At 61.5% G+C, this 15,591-nt stretch carries 14 protein-coding genes; 10 read left to right on the forward strand and 4 right to left on the reverse strand.

All coding sequences use genetic code 11. The annotated features are described in order from the left end of the window. Window positions 1–283 precede the first annotated feature (283 nt). Complete coding sequence (gene mvaT / locus BM317_RS03250; protein WP_003205091.1) at window positions 284–661, forward strand: histone-like nucleoid-structuring protein MvaT; 378 nt, start codon at window positions 284–286, stop codon at window positions 659–661. A gap of 82 nt (window positions 662–743) precedes the next feature. Here the strand turns inward: mvaT and sbcB are convergent, their stop codons facing one another. Then, entirely contained in the window at window positions 744–2,180 is a 1,437-nt protein-coding gene (sbcB, locus tag BM317_RS03255) for an exodeoxyribonuclease I (RefSeq protein ID WP_092166384.1), read from the reverse strand. A 388-nt stretch (window positions 2,181–2,568) separates the two neighbouring features. Between sbcB and BM317_RS03260 the strand changes: the two genes are divergently transcribed. The 8 genes from BM317_RS03260 to BM317_RS03295 all read left to right on the forward strand — a co-directional run bounded on the left by BM317_RS03260 (window position 2,569) and on the right by BM317_RS03295 (window position 11,639). Then, on the forward strand, window positions 2,569–3,294 hold the full coding sequence (locus BM317_RS03260; RefSeq protein WP_092166382.1) for an RDD family protein: 726 nt from the start codon (window positions 2,569–2,571) through the stop codon (window positions 3,292–3,294). Beyond that, window positions 3,291–4,265 carry a stage II sporulation protein M gene (locus BM317_RS03265; protein WP_092473070.1) on the forward strand — a complete coding sequence of 325 codons (975 nt, stop codon included), beginning with the start codon at window positions 3,291–3,293 and terminating at the stop codon, window positions 4,263–4,265. Before BM317_RS03260 ends, BM317_RS03265 begins: the two co-directional genes overlap by 4 nt. Beyond that, the gene (locus BM317_RS03270; RefSeq protein ID WP_092166378.1) at window positions 4,252–5,793 is read left to right on the forward strand and encodes a DUF4129 domain-containing protein; all 1,542 of its coding nucleotides are present in this window, start codon (window positions 4,252–4,254) and stop codon (window positions 5,791–5,793) included. Before BM317_RS03265 ends, BM317_RS03270 begins: the two co-directional genes overlap by 14 nt. Continuing rightward, window positions 5,790–6,953 (forward strand): DUF4350 domain-containing protein, encoded by a 1,164-nt coding sequence (locus BM317_RS03275; protein ID WP_092166376.1) that lies wholly within the window; start codon window positions 5,790–5,792, stop codon window positions 6,951–6,953. The genes BM317_RS03270 and BM317_RS03275 overlap by 4 nt, the downstream gene beginning before the upstream one ends. Window positions 6,954–7,111: 158 nt before the next feature. After that, a complete protein-coding gene (locus BM317_RS03280; protein ID WP_092473072.1) occupies window positions 7,112–8,299 on the forward strand; it encodes a Fic family protein in 1,188 nt (395 codons plus the stop codon). A 119-nt stretch (window positions 8,300–8,418) separates the two neighbouring features. Further along, window positions 8,419–9,426, forward strand: coding sequence for an AAA family ATPase (locus BM317_RS03285; protein ID WP_092473074.1), 1,008 nt, complete (start codon window positions 8,419–8,421; stop codon window positions 9,424–9,426). 175 nt (window positions 9,427–9,601) lie between these two features. Then, window positions 9,602–10,933 (forward strand): DUF58 domain-containing protein, encoded by a 1,332-nt coding sequence (locus BM317_RS03290; RefSeq protein WP_092473076.1) that lies wholly within the window; start codon window positions 9,602–9,604, stop codon window positions 10,931–10,933. A 337-nt stretch (window positions 10,934–11,270) separates the two neighbouring features. Then, the gene (locus tag BM317_RS03295; protein WP_092473078.1) at window positions 11,271–11,639 is read left to right on the forward strand and encodes a DUF6124 family protein; all 369 of its coding nucleotides are present in this window, start codon (window positions 11,271–11,273) and stop codon (window positions 11,637–11,639) included. 158 nt (window positions 11,640–11,797) lie between these two features. On the opposite strand, the gene BM317_RS03300 is transcribed toward BM317_RS03295, so the two are convergent. Beyond that, a complete protein-coding gene (locus tag BM317_RS03300) occupies window positions 11,798–12,157 on the reverse strand; it encodes a PilZ domain-containing protein (RefSeq protein WP_092166365.1) in 360 nt (119 codons plus the stop codon). Window positions 12,158–12,441: 284 nt separating this feature from the next. Then, window positions 12,442–12,813 (reverse strand): tetratricopeptide repeat protein, encoded by a 372-nt coding sequence (locus tag BM317_RS03305; RefSeq protein WP_060740870.1) that lies wholly within the window; start codon window positions 12,811–12,813, stop codon window positions 12,442–12,444. Window positions 12,814–13,185: 372 nt separating this feature from the next. Between BM317_RS03305 and pyk the strand changes: the two genes are divergently transcribed. Beyond that, window positions 13,186–14,637 (forward strand): pyruvate kinase, encoded by a 1,452-nt coding sequence (gene pyk / locus BM317_RS03310; protein ID WP_092166364.1) that lies wholly within the window; start codon window positions 13,186–13,188, stop codon window positions 14,635–14,637. Between the two features lie 181 nt (window positions 14,638–14,818). On the opposite strand, the gene BM317_RS03315 is transcribed toward pyk, so the two are convergent. Next, the gene (locus BM317_RS03315) at window positions 14,819–15,568 is read right to left on the reverse strand and encodes an enoyl-CoA hydratase (protein ID WP_092473080.1); all 750 of its coding nucleotides are present in this window, start codon (window positions 15,566–15,568) and stop codon (window positions 14,819–14,821) included. Between the last annotated feature and the right edge of the window lie 23 nt (window positions 15,569–15,591).

The following is a 15,591-nucleotide window of genomic DNA, read 5'->3' on the forward strand; positions in this document are numbered from 1 at the left end:
CAAAGGCGGCCATTCTAGCCATTGCGCAGCAAAACTGCAGTATCGATGACACGCCGAATCCTGGACGACAGCCCCAGGCCATGGCCGGCACGGCTCGGGAAAGCAGATTATATGTGAACAGATGTGAAGACACTGTCGCGGTATTTAACTGCAACAGGCGTTTTTGTGGCGCGGCACTAATTAATTAAATAAAACACCGGTTAAATGTTTACTTGATGAAACTGTCTGATTACTATTGTCGCACTGTCTCCTTGTCACCCGCGTCCTACATAAGGTAGTCCACATGTCCTTGATCAATGAATACCGCGCCACAGAAGAAGCCATCAAAGAACTGCAAGCTCGCCTGAAAAACCTGTCGCAAGACGACAAACTGCAAACCGAGCTTGAATTCGAAGGCAAACTGCGCACGCTGATGGGCGAATACTCCAAGTCGCTGCGCGACATCATTGCCCTGCTGGATCCAGAAGCCAAGTCGAGCAAAGCGCCACGTGGCGCCGTGAAAACTACCGGCACCAAGCGCGCTCGCAAAGTTAAGCAATACAAGAACCCGCACAACGGCGAAGTCATCGAAACCAAAGGTGGCAACCACAAGACTCTGAAAGAGTGGAAAGCCAAGTGGGGCGGTGACGTGGTAGAAGGCTGGGCAACCCTGCTGGGCTAAGCCTCACCGCGGCGCAAGCTTCTTTGCGAACAAAAAAACGCCAGTGAATACTGGCGTTTTTTGTGCCTGTTATCTTTTCATTTCATTGCGATTCAAGGCTTAAACGTTTGCGCAATTGCTGGCTGTAGCCCTGCCATTCCACGAGTACTTCTCGCTGCATCGGCGTTGACAGGGCCAGCCACTCTCCCATCGCCTCGTCAAAACTTTGCAAGGTATTAGGCGCTCCCCATTCCGGGGCGGACAGACGTTGTTGACAGAAAATTCTCCAGCGCCCTTGCTCTTCAGGATTCAAGGTGTCTGGAAAGTTGCGTGCACGGTATCGGAACAATAGTTCCGGCAGACGCTCATCATCGAAAGGCCATTGCGCTTGCGCCAATTGCGCCGGGTCCGCCATGCGCACTTGTTCACATAAACGCCGATCGCGATCGCCCAAGAAACCCGCGTATAACTGTTGCTCGGGATCCTCGCTGGCGGTGAAGTCCTCGCGGCCATAAATAGCCTGAAGTTTATCCTGCCAAACTTTTTGTGCGTCAGTTAGCCGCAATGCGCGCTGTTGATAACCCTCCATGTCCAGCTCCAGCCGCTGCTGGTCCTCGACGCGCAGCACCGACAACGGCGCGACCACCGGGCATTTGTTGATATGGATAAGCTTGAGCGGCACCGGCAACTCACCTTCGAGCAGTTCTTCGCGGCGGGTATACAAACGCTGGCGCAGGCTTTCGGCATCGTCGTCCAGCAGGCCCTGAGGGTCCAGGTGCAGGTCGCAGACGATCAGGGCGTTGCGGTTTTTCGGGTGCCAGGCCAGCGGCAAGACCACACCGATGTAGTTGCGCGCCGCCGAGAAGCGACCGGAAATATGCACCATCGGCTGCAGCAGACGGATCTGGTCCATCACCTTCTGCTTGCTGCGCAACTGGAACAGCCAGTCGTAGAGCCGCGGCTGTCGCTGACGGACCAGGCGGGCCAGGGCGATGGTCGCGCGCACGTCCGACAACGCATCGTGGGCCTGGCCATGATCGATGCCATTGGCGGCGGTCAGGCGTTCGAGCTTGAGGCTGACGCGACCGTCCTCTTGGGGCCAGACAATGCCTTGCGGGCGCAGCGCATAGGCCGCGCGCACCAGGTCGATCAAGTCCCAGCGACTGTTGCCGCCCTGCCATTCCCGCGCGTACGGGTCGAAGAAATTCCGATAGAGGCTGTAGCGGGTCATTTCATCGTCGAAACGCAGGGTGTTGTAGCCGGCGCCACAGGTACCGGGGGCGGCCAGTTGCCCGTGGACACGGGTCATGAAATCAGCTTCGCTCAAGCCTTTCTCGGCCAGGCATGTCGGGGTGATGCCGGTAATCGCACAGGCCGCCGGATGGGGCAGGATGTCATCGCTGGGCTGGCAATACAGATTCACCGGTTCGTCGATTTCATTGAGCTCGAAATCGGTACGGATACCCGCCACCTGCAAGGGCCGGTCGCAACGCGGGTTGATGCCGGTGGTTTCGTAGTCGTACCAGAAGATGGAAGTCACGGGCTGTTCCTGAACTGAAGACTGGCGAAGTCTAGGCGCTCGAACCCGCCTGCGACCAGCAGTGCTGTAACTTTTGAATACCAATGTGCGAGCGGTGTCGGACACTGGATCTGTGAACACTCGAGAATTCTTGTGGGAGCGGGCTTGCTCGCGAAAGCGGTGGGTCAGTGACATTGATGTTGAATGTACCGCCGTCTTCGCGAGCAAGCCCGCTCCCACAGGGATCTGTGAACACTGAGGGGTCGCAGAATGATGCAGACAGCGTTCACCCTCTCAATCCTATTGCAAACCATGAAATGACCTGCACAGCTCTATCGTTTGCCCGCACGAAGACTGCTAGCATCGGGGCCGAGATTGAATGTTCGGATCGGCCCATCACAGGTTGCCCATGCTCGAGACACCAGCACTGCAAAGGAACGCGACGCTGCCCGCGCCCCTCGACACGCGTTATCAGGTGGAAACGCCGGAGGGCATCGACCTGCCACTGCGCCCGGCGGGGCTGATGCCCCGTGCAATCGCCTTCACCATCGATTTGGGTATACGCGGCTTGGTCCTGGGTGTTTTTTTCCTGGTCCTGGCGTTTTTCGGCGAGCTGGGGCTCGGCCTGGGGTCCATCCTGCTGTTTGTCGTCAGTTGGTGGTACATGGTGCTGTTCGAGGTCCTCAACCAGGGGCGTTCTCCCGGCAAACAGATCATGGGGCTGCGCGTGGTGCAGGACGATGGCCGGCCCATCGGCTGGTCGGCGTCGTTGATCCGTAACCTGCTGCGTTTCGTCGACATGCTGCCCTTCGGCTACACCTTCGGGGCCATCTGCTGCCTGCAGCATCCGGCGTTCAAACGCCTGGGCGATCTCGCGGCCGGTACGCTGGTGGTCTATCGCGAACAACCGGTCAAACGCCCCGCATTGCCCATGGCCTCGCCGATACGCGCGCCTTTTACCCTGAACCTGCACGAGCAACGCGCCGTGCTGGGCTTCGCCGAGCGCCAGGCAGAACTGTCCCAGGCGCGGGTCAACGAACTGGCCGCGATCCTGGCCGCGCCACTGAACGTCCAGGTGCCGAACGCCACCGCCGAACTCAATGGCATCGCCCGCGGCCTGCTGGGGCCGACATGAAGCAAAGCCTGTTCGAAAGCCGCCACCAAAGAGAATGGGAGCACCTGGCCCAGCAACTCGATCAATTGGAGCACAGCCGCAACGTGCCCCAGAGCGGTGACTTCCCTGCCGCCTACCGACGGCTTTGCCATCACCTGGCATTGGCCCAGGCCCGGGGCTACAGCAGCTTGCTGGTCGACACCCTGCAACAACTGGCGCTGCGCGGTCACCAGCAACTCTACCGGGATCGCAGCCGACCATCGGCCAGCCTTTCGGCCTTTATCCTGGTCGGTTTCCCTCGGCTGGTGCGTGAGCAATGGCGCTTCGTGCTCGCCGCCAGCCTGATGTTCCTGGGCAGCCTGGTCGGCATCGGGCTGCTGGTCTATCTGTTTCCGGAACTGGTCTACAGTGTGCTGGGCGCCGACGAAATCAGCCAGATCCGCAGCATGTATGACCCGGCTTCCGGGCACCTGGGGCGCTCGGTCGAACGGGCCGCCAGCGAAGACTGGGTCATGTTCGGCTACTACATCATGCACAACATCGGCATTGCCTTTCAGACGTTCGCCAGTGGCTTGATGTTTGGGCTGGGGAGCGCGTTCTTCCTGTTTTTCAATGGCCTGACCATTGGCGCGGTGGCCGGGCACCTGACCCAGATCGGTTCCGGAGGGACGTTCTGGTCGTTCGTGATCGGCCACGGCGCTTTCGAACTCACCGCCATCGCCCTGGCCGGCGCCGCGGGCCTGCAACTGGGCTGGGCGCTGATCGCGCCGGGACGCCTGACCCGGGGCGAGGCCTTGCGGCTCGCGGCGGGTAAAAGCGTGCTGATGATCGGCGGCGTGATGCTGTTCCTGCTCATCGCCGCGTTCATCGAGGCCTACTGGTCTTCCAGCGCGGTAACGCCCGCTACCAAATACACCGTAGGCGGCTTGTTGTGGCTGTTGGTCATCAGCTATCTGTCGCTTGCCGGACGGGTCCGCCATGCGCCTGAGTGATGCCACCGTCGTCATCCGCCCACGCACCACCTGGGAAGCCATGGACCTTGGCGTGTTGATGAGCCAGCAGCATCGACGCTTGCTGATGACCAGTTGGGCGATCATCACGCTGCCGGTGTACCTGTTACTGACCCTGCTGCTGTGGGACTCACCGTCCCTGGTGGTGATGCTGTTCTGGTGGTTGAAACCGGCCTTTGACCGTCTGCCGCTGTACATCCTGTCCAAGGCGCTGTTTGGCGAAACCCCCACCTTGAGACAGGCCTTGCGCCAATGGCCAGCGCTGCTCAAGCCCCAGTTGCTGGCCAGCCTGACCTGGCGCCGACTGAGCCTGAGCCGCAGCTTCCTGCTGCCGGTGGTGCAACTCGAAGGGCTCGCCGGTGAGGCGCGGGGGCAACGCATACGGGTATTGCTGCAACGCAACCGCGGCGCGGCGCAATGGCTGACCATCATCGGCATGCACCTGGAAACCGCCCTGTGGTTCGGCCTGATGGCCCTGTTCTATCTGTTCGTGCCGCAACAAGTCGAACTGCAATGGGACTGGGAGACGCTGGTGTCAGCAGCCGAGCACGACTGGTTGTGGTTCGAACACCTGGTCAACTTCCTCTACCCACTGCTGCTGATCTTGTGGGAGCCGGTGTACGTCGCCTGCGGCTTCAGCCTTTACCTGAACCGGCGCACGATCCTCGAAGCGTGGGACATCGAACTGGTGTTCCGGCGCCTGCGCCAGCGCCTGAGCGGCGTGGCCCCGGCATTGTTGCTGCTGGCCCTGGTGATGCTGCCGCTGGCGCCCCCGGCGTGGGCCGACGAAGAGCCCAACGCCCCCGACAGCCCGCGGCTGCTCAACCAACCCCTGACCAGCGAAGCCTCCCGGGCCGGCATCAAGGCGATCCTCGAGGCCCCGCCGTTCAAGAACCCGGAGACCGTCACCCGTTATCGTTTCGGCGAAGAAACCGCCGAACCCAGCGACGAGACCGAGGCAAAACCGAGCTGGCTCAAGGCGCTGTTCAAATGGCTCGGCGGCCAACGCTTCGACATTGCCGCTGCGCTGATCCAGGTCGCGCTGTGGGCCTGCCTGGCAGGTGCGATCGTCTGGCTGGCCTGGCACTACCGGGAACGGCTCAAGGCCCTGGTCAATCGGCGACCGACGCAACGCCTGCCCGTGGAACGAGCGGCACCGGCACACATGTTCGGCCTGGATATTCGTGAAGAAAGCCTGCCGACCGACGTCGCCGCCAGCGTCGAACAGCTGTGGGCCACGCAACCCCGTGAAGCCTTGGGCCTGCTGTACCGGGCACTGCTCAGCCGGTTGCATCATGACTTCAAGATCCCCTTGAAACCGTCCGACACCGAAGGCCAGGTGCTGCAACGCATCGAACAACTCCAGCAGGACAATCTGCTGGGCTTCAGCAAAAGCCTGACCCTGCATTGGCAGAACATTGCCTATGGGCATCGCCCGCCGCCGCCCCACCTGCAACAGGAACTGTGTGACGGCTGGCGCGGGTTGTTCGGGCCGGGAGCGTCTCGATGAGCCGGCACGCGGGGTGGCTGGTCGGCGCCGTGCTGGCCGCCGCGGTGTGCGCATTCGGTTTTTACCTCTACACCCAGGCCGTGCCCTATGAAGAGGTTGTCGAGCACGGCCCCTCCCCGCAAGCACAGGCCAACCCTTACCTGGCCGCCGAACGGTTCCTGCGCCAGCGGGGAATCAACGTCGAGCACGCCAACAGCCTGGAGGTGCTGCCCACCCTGGAGCCACGCCAGCACAGCCTGCTGTTGCTGGGCGAGCGCACTCACATGACGCCACGGGAAGTCGAACAGTTGATGAACTGGACCCGGGCCGGCGGACGCCTGGTCTTTGTGGCCGAAGCCTTGTGGGACAAGAGCACCGGCAGCAGCGGCGACCTGCTGCTCGACCGCGTGCGCCTGCGCCAACTCCTGAGCGAAGACCTCAAGGAGCCCGCGCCCGAATTGATCAAGGACCGTTACCCGGAACTGACCAAGCTCTACCTGGAAGACGAAGAAGCGCCGGCGTATGCCGGTTTCGACACCGACTTCCACCTCGAAGACCCGTACAACCTGGCCCAGGCCTGGGCCAACAGCGCGGTGTCGACCCACATGATGCAATTGAACCTCGGCCTCGGCTCGATCACCGTGATCACCGACGCCGAACTGTGGAAGAACGACGCCATCGACCAGTACGACAACGCCTGGCTGCTCTGGTATTTGAGCGCCGACACGGATGTCACCCTGCTGTTCAACACCGACCACGACACCTTGCTGACCCTGTTGCTGCGCTACTTCCCCCAGGCGCTGGTGGCACTGCTGGCGTTGGTTGCCCTGTGGTTCTGGCGTTCGGCGGTGCGCCACGGCCCGCTGCAACCACCGGCCTCCCAGGCCCGGCGTCAGCTGGAAGAACACGTACAGGCCAGCGCCGGTTTCCACCTGCGCCACAATGGCCAGCAGCACCTGTTGCACGCCTTGCAACAAGACGTGCTGCGCCGGGCCCGCCATCTTCACCCAGGCTTCGAACAACTGGCCGTCGCCGAACAATGGCAGGTCCTCGCCCGCCTGACCCGCCAGCCCACACGGGCCATCAGCCAGGCCTTGAGCCCCCGGCCGAAACAGCGCATGTCCCGCGCAGAGTTCTGCCGCCAGGTCGCCCATTTGCAAACCCTTAGGAATGCCTTATGAGTTTTCCGCAGATAAATCCGCAAGAACACTCGAATTCATCTATCGTACGGCGTTACCAAGCCTAGCAATAACCGGCGCTGTAGCCGATTTTGTTTTCCGCATAAATTTCCGCAGGAATTACCGAGTAAGTAGCCGTTTAAGGGCGCCGGAATCAAACGATGATCACCTCGAAAACGTACCTTGACCCAGTACTGCCAGAAAATCTGCCCGACTCGATCATTCAGTCCGCGGATCAGTTGCCCCGCAAGGCAGAATTTCTGGCCGGACGGCTTGCCGATGAGACATCGAAGCAACTGGCGGGCCTGTTGCGCATCACCAATACCTATTACTCGAACCTGATCGAAGGGCATCGAACCGAGATCGCCGACCTCCAGATTGCTCGCACGACACCAAAACGGGAAAGAAAAGAGCTCAAAGAGCTGGCCGTACAACACATGACGCAGCAGGAGGTGATGGAGCGGCTGCTTCGCATGCGGCCAGCGAATAATTTCTCTGCCATGTTCGATCCCAGGTTGATCGCGGCCATCCATCGTCGACTGTTCAAAGATGCTTCCACGCAGGAACTGACCCTGAGCAATGGGCGCATGATGGAACCGGGCAGGCTGCGGGTCGAAGAGGATGAACAGGTCCAGGTCGGCGCGCATATCGCTCCAGCGGCTGCAGTTGTATTGCCCATGCTTGAGCATCTGCAGTTGCACTACGGACGAATAAAGGATCCGCGACGCCAACTGATCGCGGCCCTGGCAGGCCATCACCGAGTGGCGCTTGTGCACCCCTTCCTCGATGGCAATGGTCGAGTGATTCGGATGCTCACCCACCTGCAACTGGTTCACCTCGGGCTAAAACCTTTCCTCTGGTCACTGTCCCGCGGCCTGGCTCGCAGGCAAGATGAGTACTATCGCTTCCTGGCTTTGGCTGATCGTCCTCGTGAAGGAGACTATGACGGGCGCGGCCAACTCTCACAGCGCCACTATTTCAACTTCATCGAGTTCATGCTCGATGTCTGCCACGACCAGATTGAGTACATGACGACCTCGCTAAACCCAGCCAAGCTGCGCGAGCAGGTTGTTCATGTGTTCTCAACGGATCCTGAGCTTCGCCGTGCCGGCATCAGGCATACCAGTGCAGCTGCCGTGCTGGCGCTGCTCACCCAAGGGGCGATGCCGCGTGCAGAGTTCAAGGTGTTCACAGGTTTGAAGGATCGGCTTGCCACGGAGGAACTGAGCCGCTTGATCGACGCGGGGATTGTGGTCAGCAGGACTCCCAGATCCCGCACGGTGGAGGCGGGTTTGCCCGCACGCTTCGCTGGGTTGATCTTTCCAAACCTGCACTTCCAAATGGGCTAGGTTATGTCGGCGGCTCAGATGTCACCGCCCAGTCATGGCAAAGCATGAAATGGTTAGATCATGTAACTAGATGATTTATCTAATAGGAATAGGATTTAACCGTTAGGAGAACTCCAGAATTGACGACTGAACAGAACGAACCTACCGACGGCCAGGCCCACGCCGCCCAACAGCGCCAGCGCGCCAGTCAGTTGGCCCAGGCGATCCGCACCGAGCTGCGCAAGGCGGTGGTCGGCCAGGCCAGCGTGATCGACGATGTGCTCACGGCACTGATCGCCGGCGGCCACGTGCTGCTCGAAGGCGTTCCCGGGCTGGGCAAGACGTTGCTGGTGCGCGCCTTGGCTCGCTGCTTCAACGGCGAGTTCGCGCGCATCCAGTTCACTCCCGACCTGATGCCCAGCGACGTCACCGGGCACGCGGTGTATGACTTGCAGACCGAGCAGTTCAAGCTGCGCAAGGGCCCGGTGTTCACCAACCTGTTGCTGGCCGACGAGATCAACCGCGCACCGGCCAAGACCCAGGCCGCGCTGCTCGAAGCCATGCAGGAACGCCAGGTCACCCTCGAAGGGCGCGCCCTGCCCATCAGCCAGCCGTTCATGGTGCTGGCCACCCAGAACCCCATCGAACAGGAAGGCACCTACCCGCTGCCGGAAGCCGAGCTCGACCGCTTCATGCTCAAGGTGCGCATGGACTACCCGGACGCCGACCAGGAGCTGGACATGGTGCGCCAGGTCAGCCGCTCGACCCGTGCCGACATGCTCGACGTGCAACCGCTGCGCATGGTGCTGCAAGCCAAGGACGTGCAAGCGTTGCAACGCATCGCCAGCGACCTGCCGATGGACGACCAGGTGCTCGACTACGCCGTGCGCCTGGCCCGCACCACCCGCAGTTGGCCGGGCCTGACCCTCGGCGCCGGGCCCCGCGCGTCAATTGCCCTGGTGCGGTGTGCCCGGGCCCGGGCGTTGTTGCGCGGCGGCGAGTTCGTGGTGCCGGACGACATCAAGGGCTGCGCCCTGGCCGTACTGCGCCATCGGGTACGGCTGGCGCCGGAACTGGACATCGAAGGGCTGTCGGTGGATCAGGTGCTGGGGCAACTGCTCGATCAAGTGCCGGCGCCGCGGTTGTGAATACGCACTTCGTGGTGGAGAGACTCATTGTGGCGAGGGGATTTATCCCCGCTGGGCTGCGAAGCGGCCCCCTGGTTTTGTCTGACACACTGCAAGGGGCCGCTGCGCGCCCCAGCGGGGATAAATCCCCTCGCCACAAAAGCGCGCTCTGCATGTCTCCAATGGGAATGCACCCATGAAACCCTCGCGCCTGCTCTTGATCTGGCTCGCGCTGCTGCTGGCCCTCGGCATTGTGCTGGGCGCGCTGCGGGCACTCGGCGTGGCTGTGCCGGCGACGCTGCTGTCGATCAACTGGGGGTTGCTGTTGGCCGTACTGGCCCTGGCGTTGCTCGACGCGGTGCGCGTCCGGCGCCTGCCCTCGCCCCGGCTGCAACGGCAAATGCCCGGGAGCCTGGCCCTGGGTCGCTGGGGTGACGTGCGGTTGGACATCAGCCATGACTTTGCCCAACCGCTGCACGTGCAGCTCTTCGATCATGTCCCCGACGGCCTGGACTTCGAAAACCTGCCGCTGTCGGTCGAGCTGCAACCCGGCCAACGCAGCCAGGTCGGCTACCGCCTGCGCCCGCTCAAGCGCGGTCACTTCACCTTCGCCCAGTGCGAAACCAACCTGCCAAGCCCGCTGGGCCTGTGGACCGACAAACGCCTGCTGGAGGCCGTCGACCACACCCGTGTCTACCCGGACTTCGCCAGGCTCTACGACGGTCAACTGCTGGCGGTGGACAATTGGCTCAGCCAACTCGGCATCCGCCAGCGTCAACGTCGTGGCCAGGGGCAGGAATTCCATCAACTGCGGGAATTTCGCGAGGGCGACAGCCTGCGCCAGATCGACTGGAAGGCCACGGCCCGCCACCGCACGCCGATTGCCCGGGAATACGAAGACGAGCGCGACCAGCAGATCATCTTCATGCTCGACTGCGGCCGGCGCATGCGCAGCCAGGACGGCGAGCTGGCGCACTTCGACCACGCCCTCAACGCCTGCCTGCTGCTCAGCTACACCGCGCTGCGCCAGGGCGATGCCGTGGGCCTGAACACGTTCGCCAGTGATCAGCCCCGCTACCTCGCCCCGGTCAAAGGCCCGGGCCAGCTCAACGTCTTGCTCAACACCGTGTACGACCTCGACAGCAGCCAGCGCCCCGCTGATTACCAAGCAGCCGTGACCCAGTTGCTGGCTCGGCAAAAACGCCGGGCCCTGGTGGTGCTGGTGACCAACTTGCGGGATGAGGACGACGCGGATCTGCTCGCCGCCGTGAAACGGTTGGGCCAACAGCATCGGGTGCTGGTGGCCAGCCTGCGGGAAGAAGCCCTCGACCGGTTGCGCCAGGCGCCGGTGCAAACCTTGCCTGAAGCCTTGGCCTATTGCGGAACGGTGGACTACTTGAATGCCCGGGCCGAACTGCATCAGCAACTGAGCGCCCATGGCATCCCGACCCTGGATGCGCGCCCCAGTGAGTTGGGGGCGCAATTGGTGACGCAATATCTTGCATGGAAAAAGGCGGGGACCGCATAGGTCCTACAGCGAGCCAGCAAAGCTCCAGCTGACTACAGCGCCTTGCGCAACGGACTACAGATCCGCCAGAATCCGCCGGCTTGTGTGCCTTGGCCTTGCCCCGTAACTTGATTCGCGTCGCTGATATCCAGCGATCGGGTTTAGTCGCCCGGTGTTGAAGTGAGGTGCACAAGCGTCATCCAGTCGGGTTCCCCTATCCCCGCACTTGATGGTGGCTGTGCGCAGGGCGCCCTCGGGCGCGCCGGTTTCACTTCTCACCGGTCGACTAACCTGCGTCCAGCCGCCACCCCTCGTTTAGTCGCGAGCCGGATGGCAGCGCCACCAAAAAGAAGTGAATATGATCAAGCCAACCCCCAATCCACCCCATACCGACCCGCTCTCCCCCCACGAAACCCTCGATCCCGGAAAGCTCGACGAAGCCGCCCAAAGAGCCCTGGACTACTACCTCAAGCCCAACCACGGCCAGCCCGAGCAGAAAACCGCCAAACACCTGGACTACTTCATCGTCGCCCCCGACGCCGACCCCGAAGGCATGCTCGCCCACACCTACGAAACCTTCTGCTCGGTGAGCACGCTGATCCTGGATTTATCGGAAGACCTGGAAGGCGCCCCACGCAATATGGCCCTGGCGATTCACCAGATGGGCGAGATGGGGGTGTTGTTGCTGGAAAGACTGCTGGATAACGAAACGAAGGTTCAGCGCTGATAGGCACCCCGTAATCGCTGCGTAAGCGTGTAGGAGCTGTCGAGTGCAACGAGGCTGCGATCTTTCCCCAGACAATTGAGTCTCAAACGAAAGACCAGCAGATCAAGATCAAAAGATCGCAGCCTCGTTGCACTCGGCAGCTCCTACAATCGATGCCATCAAGCCGATTCCGGCAACGGATAGAAACTGAAATATTGCCGCAACGCATTGATCAGTTGCCCGTACTCCGGCGGCGCCCACGTCAGGCTGAACCCGGCATCGAAATGCATCGGCGTCACGTCTTCATGGCACCACAGGCACCTGGCTTTCAACTTGATATTTTGCTGTGGCCCTTCGTCGGAGGGGATTTTCAGGTGCAGGTCAAAATCCGCACCGACCATCAACGGCAGAGGGCTGATGAGCATCAGCCCATTTTCAGAAACATTGCCTAGAAAACCGATAGGCTTGTCGTTGATACCGTTAAACACTTTGAGGAAATACGGCAACTGATGCCGTTCGATCCGACGCTCTTTGTACATGTCTTGTATCGCTTTTTTAGCGGCCACGCACAGGGCCGACCGATCACTTCGGAACGAACCCAAGCGAGTCCGCTCTCCCCAATCCCGGTGCCAGACGCTATCAATCGTCTTGGCCTGTCTCTGCCGGTCTCAGGTGCTTCTAAAAAGTAGAGATCTAGCTCTAATTACGACTTGTACAAATATAGCCCAAGGCGGGGTGACAACCAGCCCCATGTATTAATTTTCATAAACACGACGGGCAGAGGGAGAGTGGCCAGGATTGCGCCTGGCCACGGGAGGGAGGGTCAAGAAGCTGGACGGATGGCCGAGGCGCTGCGGGTCGGGTAGTGGCCCAGGCTCTGCAGGGTTTCGAGGCGGGCGCGGGCGCGGAACGCGTATTCGCTGTTAGGGTATTGGGTGATGATGAACTGGTAGGTCTGCGCCGCATCGATAAACAGCTTCTGCCGTTCCAGGCACTGGCCGCGCAGCATCGAGACTTCCGGCTGCATGTAGCGGCGGGCACGGCTGGCGCGGTCGACCTGGGACAACTCGAGCATGACCTGCTCGCAATTGCCACGGTCATAGGCCTTGTAGGCCAGGTTCATGTGGTGGTTCATCGACCAACGGGTGCAGCCCGTGACGCTCAGGGCCAGGGCAACAAAAAGCACGAATCGCATGGGAGGTTCTCCTGTCTTGAGCCCTGTATCGACCTGGCTGGGAAAATCTTCAACCTGAAATGGAACCGGGTCTGCTCTTGTGGCGAGGGGATTTATCCCCGTTGGGCTGCGAAGCGGCCCCAAAACAATAGATTCGGTCGGCCTGACACACCGAGCTGCCTGATTTCAGGGCCGCTTCGCAGCCCAACGGGGATAAATCCCCTCGCCACAGATAAATCTCCTAACCACGGAGGTTTGTGTAGCCCAAAGAGGCGTGAAAATTTTCAGGAATGTTCATTTCGAAAAACAAACGAAAAAGTAGTGCATATGAACAATGACTACACCCAAAGAGCATAGTAGCCTTCGCTGGCGCTTGAACTTGAGGAGTCTTGCATGTCCGTCCGTCGCACCAAAATCGTCGCTACCCTTGGCCCGGCCAGTAATTCGCCGGAAGTTCTCGAACAGCTGATTCTGGCTGGCCTGGACGTTGCCCGTCTGAATTTCTCTCACGGCACGCCCGAAGAACACAAGGCGCGTGCCAAGCTGGTGCGCGACCTCGCCGCCAAGCACGGCCGCTTCGTTGCCCTGCTGGGTGACCTGCAAGGCCCGAAGATCCGCATCGCCAAATTCGCCAACAAGCGCATCGAGCTGAAGATCGGTGACAAATTCACCTTCTCCACCAGCCATCCGCTGACCGAAGGCAACCAGCAGGTGGTGGGTATCGACTACCCGGACCTGGTCAAGGACTGCGGCGTGGGCGACGAGCTGCTGCTCGACGACGGCCGTGTGGTGATGCGCGTCGAGACCGCCTCCGCCACCGAACTGAACTGCGTCGTGACCATCGGCGGCCCGCTGTCGGACCACAAAGGCATCAACCGTCGCGGTGGTGGCCTGACGGCACCGGCCCTGACCGAAAAAGACAAGGCCGACATCAAGCTGGCCGCGGAAATGGAAGTCGACTACCTCGCCGTGTCCTTCCCCCGTGACGCCGCCGATATGGAATACGCCCGTCAACTGCGCGACGAAGCCGGCGGTACTGCCTGGCTGGTGGCCAAGATCGAACGCGCCGAAGCCGTGGCCGACGACGAAACCCTCGATGGCCTGATCAAGGCGTCCGACGCCGTGATGGTGGCCCGTGGTGACCTGGGTGTGGAAATCGGCGACGCCGAGCTGGTGGGCATCCAGAAGAAAATCATTCTGCACGCACGCCGCCACAACAAGGCCGTGATCGTCGCGACCCAGATGATGGAGTCGATGATCCAGAACCCGATGCCGACCCGCGCCGAAGTGTCCGACGTAGCCAACGCCGTGCTCGACTACACCGACGCCGTGATGCTCTCGGCCGAAAGCGCCGCCGGCCTCTACCCGCTCGAAGCGGTGCAAGCCATGGCGCGTATTTGCATCGGCGCTGAAAAGCACCCGACCAGCAAGACCTCCAGCCACCGCATCGGCAAAACCTTCGAGCGCTGCGACGAAAGCATCGCCCTGGCGACGATGTACACCGCCAACCACTTCCCGGGCGTGAAGGCGATCATCGCCCTGACCGAAAGTGGCTACACGCCGCTGATCATGTCGCGCATCCGCTCCTCGGTGCCGATCTACGCGTTCTCCCCGCACCGCGAAACCCAGGCCCGCGCCGCCATGTTCCGTGGCGTCTACACTGTGCCGTTCGACCCGGCCGCCCTGCAACCGGGCGAAGTCAGCCAGGCGGCGGTGGATGAGCTGGTCAAGCGCGGCGTCGTGCAGACCGGTGACTGGGTCATCCTGACCAAGGGCGACAGCTACCACACCATCGGCGGCACCAACGGGATGAAAATCCTGCATGTTGGCGACCCGATGGTCTGAGTGACCGAGCGCTGAAAAACAAAAGCCCTGCCATGTGAATGGCGGGGCTTTTTGGTTTTTGCCTTGAAGCATGTGCTATCTGGTCTGCCGCCATCGCGAGCAAGCTCGCTCCCACAGGTGTTCATGCCCCCCTGTGGGAGCGAGCTTGCTCGCGATGGGGCCAGCCCAGGCGCTCCAGAATTCAATGCCTGTTGATAAACCCCGACAACGCCGCAACCGCCTCGGGCGAGCGCAGGCGTTGGGTGAACAGCTTGCCCTCTTCTTCAATCACCTTGCGCAACAGTTCCCGGTCCGGCGCCCTCATCAGTTGCTTGCTGATGCGCACCGCGTCAGGCGGCAACGATTCGAAGCGCAGCGCCACCTCCCGCGCCTTGGCCAATGCCGCTTCGCCGCTGTCCAGCGCCTCGGTGGCAATGCCCCACGCCACCGCCTGTTCGCCACTGAAGCCCTCACCCAACAGCAACAATTGCGCAGCCCTGGCCTGGCCCAGCAGCCGCGGCAGGATCAGGCTGGAACCGAACTCCGGGCACAGCCCCAGGTTGACGAACGGCATGCGCAGCCGCGCGTCTCGGCTGATGTAGACCAGGTCGCAATGCAGCAGCAACGTGGTGCCGATGCCCACCGCCGGTCCGGCCACGGCGGCGATCACCGGTTTGCGGCAATCGAGCAGGCTGAGCATGAACTGGAACACCGGATTATCGAGGTCGTTCGGTGGCTGTTCGAGGAAGTCGACGATGTCGTTGCCGGCTGTGAAGCAGTCACTGGAGCCGCTGAGCAGCACCGCGCGAATCTGCGGGTCGTTGTCCGCCATCGCCAGGGCTTGGGCCAATTGACCGTACATGGCCCGGGTCAGGGCATTTTTCTTGTCCGGGCGGTTCAAGCGCACGGTCAGCAGGCCGCGTTGACAGTCGAGCAACAGGGTTTCGGTCATGATCGGTCTCGCGTCTGGAAATC

The sequence above is a fragment of the Pseudomonas sp. NFACC24-1 genome (assembly GCF_900115235.1).
GTDB lineage: Bacteria > Pseudomonadota > Gammaproteobacteria > Pseudomonadales > Pseudomonadaceae > Aquipseudomonas > Aquipseudomonas fluorescens_AA.

Bases quoted from the DNA above. Each gene is read 5' to 3' on its own strand.
- BM317_RS03280 (WP_092473072.1), top strand. From the start codon at position 7,112: ATGATCACCTCGAAAACGTACCTTGACCCAGTACTGCCAGAAAATCTG.
- BM317_RS03275 (WP_092166376.1), top strand. From the start codon at position 5,790: ATGAGCCGGCACGCGGGGTGGCTGGTCGGCGCCGTGCTGGCCGCCGCG.
- BM317_RS03305 (WP_060740870.1), bottom strand. From the start codon at position 12,813: ATGCGATTCGTGCTTTTTGTTGCCCTGGCCCTGAGCGTCACGGGCTGC.
- BM317_RS03295 (WP_092473078.1), top strand. From the start codon at position 11,271: ATGATCAAGCCAACCCCCAATCCACCCCATACCGACCCGCTCTCCCCC.
- BM317_RS03315 (WP_092473080.1), bottom strand. From the start codon at position 15,568: ATGACCGAAACCCTGTTGCTCGACTGTCAACGCGGCCTGCTGACCGTG.
- mvaT (WP_003205091.1), top strand. From the start codon at position 284: ATGTCCTTGATCAATGAATACCGCGCCACAGAAGAAGCCATCAAAGAA.
- BM317_RS03260 (WP_092166382.1), top strand. From the start codon at position 2,569: ATGCTCGAGACACCAGCACTGCAAAGGAACGCGACGCTGCCCGCGCCC.
- BM317_RS03290 (WP_092473076.1), top strand. From the start codon at position 9,602: ATGAAACCCTCGCGCCTGCTCTTGATCTGGCTCGCGCTGCTGCTGGCC.
- BM317_RS03265 (WP_092473070.1), top strand. From the start codon at position 3,291: ATGAAGCAAAGCCTGTTCGAAAGCCGCCACCAAAGAGAATGGGAGCAC.
- BM317_RS03270 (WP_092166378.1), top strand. From the start codon at position 4,252: ATGCGCCTGAGTGATGCCACCGTCGTCATCCGCCCACGCACCACCTGG.
- BM317_RS03300 (WP_092166365.1), bottom strand. From the start codon at position 12,157: ATGTACAAAGAGCGTCGGATCGAACGGCATCAGTTGCCGTATTTCCTC.
- pyk (WP_092166364.1), top strand. From the start codon at position 13,186: ATGTCCGTCCGTCGCACCAAAATCGTCGCTACCCTTGGCCCGGCCAGT.